The 7,734-nt window shown below is 70.8% G+C and carries 7 protein-coding genes; all 7 read right to left on the minus strand.

Features of this window, described 5'->3' with window-relative positions:
- Genes V7E09_RS01205 through V7E09_RS01235 form a run of 7 tightly spaced genes read right to left on the minus strand, consistent with a single transcriptional unit; the run spans position 1 to position 7,347 of the window.
- Entirely contained in the window at positions 1-600 is a 600-nt protein-coding gene (locus V7E09_RS01205; protein ID WP_324522920.1) for an alkylhydroperoxidase domain protein, read from the minus strand.
- On the minus strand, positions 597-1,193 hold the full coding sequence (locus tag V7E09_RS01210) for a CMD domain protein (RefSeq protein WP_324510070.1): 597 nt from the start codon (positions 1,191-1,193) through the stop codon (positions 597-599). The genes V7E09_RS01205 and V7E09_RS01210 overlap by 4 nt, the downstream gene beginning before the upstream one ends.
- Complete coding sequence (locus tag V7E09_RS01215; RefSeq protein ID WP_324510069.1) at positions 1,190-2,206, minus strand: putative FMN-dependent luciferase-like monooxygenase; 1,017 nt, start codon at positions 2,204-2,206, stop codon at positions 1,190-1,192. Before V7E09_RS01215 ends, V7E09_RS01210 begins: the two co-directional genes overlap by 4 nt.
- 14 nt (positions 2,207-2,220) lie before the next feature.
- Entirely contained in the window at positions 2,221-3,864 is a 1,644-nt protein-coding gene (locus tag V7E09_RS01220) for an ABC transporter ATP-binding protein (RefSeq protein WP_324510068.1), read from the minus strand.
- Positions 3,861-4,751: an ABC transporter permease gene (locus tag V7E09_RS01225; protein ID WP_324510067.1), complete on the minus strand. Its 891-nt coding sequence runs from the start codon at positions 4,749-4,751 to the stop codon at positions 3,861-3,863. The genes V7E09_RS01220 and V7E09_RS01225 overlap by 4 nt, the downstream gene beginning before the upstream one ends.
- A complete protein-coding gene (locus V7E09_RS01230) occupies positions 4,748-5,695 on the minus strand; it encodes an ABC transporter permease (RefSeq protein ID WP_324510066.1) in 948 nt (315 codons plus the stop codon). Before V7E09_RS01230 ends, V7E09_RS01225 begins: the two co-directional genes overlap by 4 nt.
- Entirely contained in the window at positions 5,692-7,347 is a 1,656-nt protein-coding gene (locus tag V7E09_RS01235; RefSeq protein ID WP_324522921.1) for a TIGR04028 family ABC transporter substrate-binding protein, read from the minus strand. Before V7E09_RS01235 ends, V7E09_RS01230 begins: the two co-directional genes overlap by 4 nt.
- Positions 7,348-7,734: the final 387 nt, after the last annotated feature.

A 7,734-nucleotide genomic window follows, 5' to 3' on the forward strand; every position in this document is an offset into this window, starting at 1 on the left:
TCAGCCCTGCGGAACTTCGGGTTCGCCCAGCGACAGCATGAGCCGGTTGGCCCAGCTGAAGAAGGCTGCCGCGTGCAGCAGATCGCTGATCTCGAGCGCCCCCAGTCCGGCAGCCCGCAGCCGGGCCACATGCGTGGGACCGAACGCCACCGGCGTCGCCGTGAGGGCCGCCGAGGCCTCCACCACGGCGTTCCAGCGCTCCCCCAGATCGGCGCCGACCCCCTCCTCCAACAGTGTCGCCACCGCGTCGGGACGATGAGAGATCTGTCCGGCGAACCGGGCATGAACCGAGGCGCAGAACACGCACCCGTTGACGCGGGACACCGCCGCCGCGGCGAGTTCCCGCTCGGCACGGGGCAAGCCTCCGGCAGCGTGGAAGATGTCCAGGTCGGCGCGGGTGCGCGCCTCGAGCGCCGCGGGATCTTCTGACAGCAGCCGGAAGTACGGGCTGGCGGCCCGCTGCCGTTGCACCAGCGAGGCGACCTGCTCCGGCGAGAGCTCGTCCGCAGCGGGCGGCTCCAGCCACGGGACCCATCCCAGTTCCTTCGCGGTGAACGCCCACGGGCGGACGATCTGCGGTTCTTCGTCGATGACGGTCATGTCAGCGCCTCCTGGGTGACGGCGAGGCCGGCGGCGAGCCGGGCCTGGAACGCGGCGAAGGAGATGAGCTGGGACCAGGTGACGATGTCGGAGCGCCCCCACCCGACGTCGACCAACGTCTGCAGCGAGCCCGGGCGCGCATCGCGCGGATGCAGCAACAGCAGATGCGCGTGCTCCAGCACCGCCGACAGCGCCGCCCCCAGTTCCGCTCGCTCACGCTCAGGAACAGTCCAGGCCTGCCCGGGGATGCTCTCGTGGATCAGCCCAGGCTCCCGATAAGAACCCCACGGCCCCTGCTGGGCGCCAGAGTCGACCAGCCGGTCGACCAGGGCGGCATCCGCATCGGCCAACTGCCCCACCCGGTGCACGGCCAACGCGCCATCGGGGTCGGTCAGGGCCGCCGCGAACGCCCCAACGATGAGTCGATCCCGGCGCGGGATCGTCGCGGTGCCCCGGGTGAACAGCGCGCTTTCGGCGGCCTGGATCTGGTCGCGGGCCACCGCGCGGGAGCCCCGTGCCTCCGCCAGCGGGGAGCCGGGGACCAGCCCCGCAACCGCGCCGACCAGGTCGCTTGCTTCGATCTGCGTGGTCATGCCGCCGTCCTTCCTTGTTCGCCCCATCCGAGCGCCGGGGCCACCTCGGTGGCCAGGAGTTCCAGGGAGCGCAGCACCTGCGCGTGCGGGGCGTCCACCGAGTGCACCTGCGCGGAGACCTCGGTCGCCAGGGCCAGCGTCGCGTCGGCCGCCAGCGCCTCGGCGACCTGCTGCGGGCTGCCCACGAAGGAGTCGGTGACCGCCAGCAGGTCGGCCAGCGGGGCATCCGCTGCGACGCGGGACCCGAACGTGCGCGGCGACGCGGCGACCGCAGCCCGCAGCCCGGACTCGGCCCACCGGTAGGCCTCCGCGGTCGTGTCGGCCACGAAGATCGTCCGGGAGGCCAGCACCCGCGGTGCCCGCCCCACGGGAAGGGCGGCCCGGTAGGCGTCCACGATCGGCACCTGCACGTCCGCCAGGCTCGCCCGCGGGGCGTCCTCGGGGCGCGGCTGGGTACGCGAGAGCATCAGACCATCACCGTCGCGTCCGGCGCGGTCCCCGCCGAACGCGGAGAGCGTCGCCTGCCACAGCCGCCGGTCCAGGCCGAACGCGGCCGGGTAGAGGACGTTGTCGGTGGCGTTGATCGGTTCGCCACGCCAGGCCGAACGCAGCACGGCGAGCTTGTCGTTCGCGAGCTGGTGCCGGTCTGCGAAGTCCAGCCCCCAGGCCCCGAACGACGCCGGGGTGCCGCCGGTCGCGATCCCCACCTCCAGGCGGCCTCCGGTGAGGGCGTCCAGGACGGAGGCGTCCTCGGCGGTACGCACGGCGTCCTCCATGGGCAGGCAGATGACCCCGGTCCCGAGCCGGATGGTGGAGGTGAGTGCGCCGACGTGGGCGAGCAGCAGCAGCGGCGAGGGCAGCCCTCCCTCGGCGCCGTGGAAGTGGTGCTGGGCCACCCAGGCCGTGGCGTAGCCCAGTTGCTCGGCGTGCCGGATCTGCTCGGTGGCGTGGCGGTAGCGCTGCGGGGCTGCGGCGTCGTCCAGCAGGCGGGTGAAGAATCCGAGATCGGTCATGGGAGGTCCTTTCGTCAGCGGCCGGGGATGGCGGCCAGGAGTTCTGCTGTGTAGTCGGATCGGGGGGTGGTGAAGACCTCCGCGGTCGTGCCGGATTCGACGACGCGGCCGTGCCGCATCACCGACACGGTGTCGCTGAGGTGGGCGACCACACCGAGGTCGTGGGAGATGAACAGGTAGGTCAAGCGGAGATGCTCCTGCAGGTCGGCCAGCAAGCGCAGGATCTGGGCCTGCACGGTCACATCGAGGGCGGAGACCGGCTCGTCGAGCACCACCACCTCCGGTTGGAGGATCAGCGCCCGCGCGATCGCGACCCGTTGGCGCTGCCCGCCACTGAGTTCGCGGGGCAACCGGTCACCCACGGACGCCGACAGCGCCACCTTGTCCAGGTACTCGCCCACCAGGGCGGTCCGGTGCGCCCGATCCCCGATCCCCTGGTTCAGCAGCGGCTCGGCGATGATGTCGGCGACCCGCTGTCGGGGATCCAGCGACGAGTAGGGGTTCTGCAACACCAGTTGGGCCCTGCTGCGGAACGCCCGCAGTTGCGCTCCGCGCTGCAGGGATGTGACGTCGACACCAGCCACCTCGATGCTGCCCGCACTCGCCCGGTGAAAGCCAAGGATCGCGCGCGCCGTCGTGGTCTTGCCCGACCCGGATTCCCCCACGAGGGCGTGCGTCGTTCCCGCCGCCACCCGCAACGACACGTCGTCGACGGCTCGGAACGCGGGGGTGCGGCGCCCTCCGCCGAACTCCTGGACGAGCCCTGACACCGTGATCGCCGCCGGTCCGGCGATCCGGTCTGACGGGGTCTGGCGGGGGTTGGTTCCGGCGAACACGGCCGCCTCCGCCAGCAGCGTGCGGGTGTAGGCGTCGCGCGGGCGCGAGGTGAGACCGTCGGTGCGGCCCTGTTCTACCAGGCGTCCCTCGCGCATGACGACGATCCGGTCGGCACGCTCGGATGCCACCCCGAGGTCGTGGGTCACCAGGACGACGGCGGCCCCCGTCTCTGCCCGCAGGTCGTCGATCAGATCCAGCACCCGGCGCTGGACGGTGACGTCGAGGGCGGAGGTGGGTTCGTCGGCGATGATGAGTTCCGGCTCCAAGGCGATGGCAGCGGCGATCAGGACGCGCTGCTTCATCCCGCCCGACAGCTCGTGGGGATACTGCCGGGCCCGGCGTGGCGAATCGTCGATCCCCACCCGTTCGAGAAGCTCCAGCACGCGAGCGGCAATGGCCACCTTCGAGCCCCAGGCGTGAATCCGCAGTGCCTCCCCCAGGCTGTCCCCGATCCGTTTGACCGGGTTGAGGGAGTTGTTGGGGTCTTGGGGGATGAGCCCGATGCGGCGCCCCCGGATCCCGCGCAGTGCCTTGTCGTTCAGCCCGGTCAGGTCGAGGCCGTTCAGCAGCACGCGTCCGCCCTCGATGCGCCCGTTCTCGGCGAGCAACCCGATGACTGCCTGGGCCGTCGTCGTCTTACCGGAGCCGGACTCCCCCACCAGCGCCACCACCTCGCCCGCGCCGACGTGGAAGCTGACGCCGTGGACGACGGGCGTGCGGCGTCGGCGCGACTCGTAGGAGACCACGAGGTCTTCCACGGCGAGCACCGGGCCTACCGCCACGGGCGTCCGCGCCTGAGTGGCCAGGCTCACGGCGCTCATCGGGCACCCGCCTGAGCCAGGGCGTGGCTGAGCCGGTTGGCCGGCAGCACCACCAGCAGCACGACGACCCCCGGCAGCGTGGTGAGCCACCAGGCGGTGCCCACATAGGTGCGGCCCTCGGCGATCAGCAGCCCCCACTCGGGAGTGGGCGGGGGCGCCCCGTAGCCGAGGAACCCGAGCGTGGAGATGGCGATGATCGCGGTCCCGAACTGCAACGCCGCCAAGGCGATGACGGGGGTGAGGGAGTTGGGCAGGATGTGGCGTCGCAGGACGGCTGCGAACGTCCCTCCGGAGCCGAACGCCGCCTCCACGTAGTCGGTGCGGCGCACCGAGATCACCTCGGAGCGTGACAGGCGAGCGAAGGTGGCCACCGACGTGATGCCGACCGCGATGGCCGCGTTGGTGGTTCCGAACCCCAACAAGATGATGATGCTCAGCGCCAACAGGAGCCCGGGAATGGCCAACAAGACCTCGACGATCCTCATCACGACCGCGTCCAGCCAGCCGCCGATCGACCCGGCCAGCAGTCCGAGCGACGTGCCCGCCACGAGGCCCACCAGCACGGCGACCAGCGCGCCACCCAGCGAGTGCACGGCCCCGTAGACGGCGCGGGAGAACAGGTCGCGTCCCGTGGCGTCGGTGCCGAACCAGTGGGCCGCGCTCGGCGGCCGCAGCGCCTCCCGCGCGGTGCCGGCGAGCGGATCCAGCGGGGTGAACAGTCCGGGCAGCAGGGCAAACCCGATCGCGACGGCCACGACGAGCACCGACGCGACCACCGAGGGACGCCAACGCACCCCCTCCCGGCGGAGGCGGCGCCTGCGGGGGATGCCTCGGGCGCGGGCCGAGGTCGTCAGGCGGTGCGTTCGTGTCACGGTGTCGGCGCTCATGCGGCCAACCTCACTTCCGTGGTGAGGCGAGGATCGATCAGGGGGCTGACCAGGTCGATCAGCAGGTTGACGGCCACGAAGGCGGCCGCGCTCAGCACGACGATCGCCTGCAGCACGGCCACGTCATGGTTGGCGACGGCTTGTTCGGTGAGGCGTCCGATCCCGGCCCGCCCGAAGACGGTCTCGGTGACCACGGCACCCGCCACGAGCTCACCGAACAGCACCCCGGCGATGGTGAGGGTGGGCAGGAGCGCGTTGCGGGCCACGTTGTGGGTCAGCACCCAGGCCCGGGAGGCGCCGCGCGCCCGCACCACCGCGACGAAGGGGCGGCGCTGCACATCCTCCAGCGACCGCACCAGGATCTGGGCCAGCGGCGCACTGATCGGGACGGCGATGGTGAGCACCGGCAGGATCAGCTGCTCGAGTGGTCCGGCCCCCACCACCTTGATCCAGCCGAGCCGGAACGAGAACACCTGGATGAGCACCATCGCGAGCCAGAACGCCGGCACGGAGACGAACACCGACGGCAGGCTCGCCAGGGCGTTGCGCAGCCAGGGCAGGGGCGTCCAGGTGGCCGCGAAGGCGATCGCCAGCGCCAGCACGACGGCTGCCGCGAAGGCGAGACCAGCCAGCACGACGGTTTGCGGCACCACCTCGGCCAGCAGCGCCCCCACGGCGGTCCCGCTCTGGATGGAGTATCCGAAGTCGCCGACGACGAACCCGGCCAGGGTGTGCAGGTAGGCCTGCCACCAGGGCGTGTCGGCGCCGTAGGCGGCGCGGATGGCCGCGATCTGGTCTGGGGAGAGCCCCAGCTCAGGGTTCTCGAACTTGATCAGCACCGCGTCCCCCGGGAGCGCTTGCAGCAGCACGAAGGCGAGCGTGAAGGCCAGCACCACGACGATGAGCGCCTGCCCGAACCGGCCCAGGAGCGCTTTCCCGCTCACCGCTGCACCCAGGTGTTGTAGAACGAGGGACGCGCGATCGGCTCGGTCGCGAAGCCGTGGACGACACCGGTGTAGGCGAACACCTGCGGCTCCTCGAACAGCGGGATGACGTAGGTTTGGTCGAGCAGGTACTCCTGCACGGCGTGGTCGGCCTGGATGCGTCCCTGCTCGTCGGGGGTGCTCGCCACCGCACCCAGCAGGGATTCGAGGTGCTCATCCCCCAGGGAGTTGTCGGCAGGGTTGCGGTTCAGCAGCGTGTTGCGGTTCTTGGCGGCGTACTGGCTCTTGATCACGTCGAAGTCGGCGCGGCCCACCATCGAGTGGTACACCTGGATCTGGTCCGCATCCTGGATCGCCTTGGCGTACGTCCCGGCATCCGCCCGGAGGATTTGCAGGTCGACGCCGAGGTCGCGCTTCCATTGCTGGGCGACGAGGGTGACCACGTCGAACGAGCGTGGCTGGGGTGCGGCCTCGTTGACGACCAGGCTCAGCCGCTGCCCGTCCTTGACCCGGATGCCGTCGGCACCGGGCACCCAGCCGGCCTCATCGAGGAGGTCCCGGGCCCGCGCCGGATCGTGGCTCAGCCGTGCCGACAGGTCCTGGTAGCCAAGCGCCGTCTTGCCGATCACCGAGGTGGCCAGAGGGTAGTTGTCGGTGAACAAGGTGTCGACGATTTCTTGGCGGTCGGTTCCGAGCGCCAGCGCCTGCCGAACGCGGAGGTCGGACAGCGTCGCATTGCGGAAGCGCAGCGAGAAGCTGTTGTTGACGCCGCGGGTCTGGGCCGCCAGCAGGTGCGCCCCGGACGCCTGCACGACCGCCTCGTCGGGGGCGGCGATCTGCCGGGCGATGTCGGCTTGACCGCTGGTCAGGGCCCCGACGCGGACGCCGGACTCGGGGGTGACCACGTAGCGGATCTCGTCGAGGTAGGCGCGCCCCTGGTTGACCGACGGCTGAGGTGCCCAGTGGTAGCCCTCCCGTGCGGTGAGGACCACTTCGGCGCCGACCTTCTCCGAGCCCACGACGAAGGGCCCGCTGCCGATGACGTGGGTGCCGTTGCCGGCGCCGTAGGAGGTGAAGTCGCCGTCCAGAGTGGCCGAGGAGAGCAGGCCGGAGTTGATCGTGGAGGTGGCCTGCAGGAAGCCCGGTGAGGGGGCGCTGAAGTGGAACACCACCGTGGTGGGGTTCACCACCTCAGAGCTCGCGTAGTTGTTGACGGCCTCGGAGACGGGCAGCGCCCGCGCGGCGTCGCCCAGCCCGAACAGGTCGAAGTTCTTGGCCACCACGGCCGCGTCCAGGGGGGTCCCGTCGGAGAAGGTGACGTCGTCGCGCAGCGTGAACTCGTAGCGGGTGGCGTTGGCGTTCACCGTCCACGCCGTCGCGATCCACGGGTGGAAACCCAGCGTCTCGGGGTCCTGATAGACGAGCCGGTCGGTGATCTGGTTGACGAGGCCGCCGTTGGGGTAGAACCCGGCCGAGGGCGGGTACAGGCTGGTGTGCGGTTGTGCGTCCAGGTAGGTGAGAACGCCGCCGCTGACCGGGTTCGTCGCCTCGGCGGAGGCCGGGGAAGCCGCCGGGGTGCCGCACGCGGACAAGGTGAGGGCGCCGAGGGTGGTGAGGGCGATCAGGGCGTGCTTCCACGAATGACGGGACATGGTGGTGGGAGACCTTTCGGGCAGCCGAAATACGGCAATGGGGGCGCACGGGAATGTCCGGGAATGTCGACGAGAATGAGAATCGACGTCCGCCGTGGTCCTGCGAGATGCCTCCACCCAGGCGTCAAGGACACCGGTTCAGTGAGGATCCGCAGGAGAATGTGGGGGTGATGCCAGGAGGCGTGACTGCGGTCGAGCCGCGATCACCAGGGGCGTTGGCTCAGTGCCGCACGACCGCGAGCGAACAGCGACAGCGCATGGACGCCATGGGACCGGAGTCCACATGAGTGCGGCGCGTCGTGGGGTAGCTCATATCTCCATCATGCAGGAATGTTGACGCATCCACAAAATCGGGTCCGGAATGTGGACGCCCGCTCACGACAAACC

The sequence above is a fragment of the Propioniciclava sp. genome (assembly GCF_036744435.1).
Taxonomy (GTDB): domain Bacteria; phylum Actinomycetota; class Actinomycetes; order Propionibacteriales; family Propionibacteriaceae; genus Propioniciclava.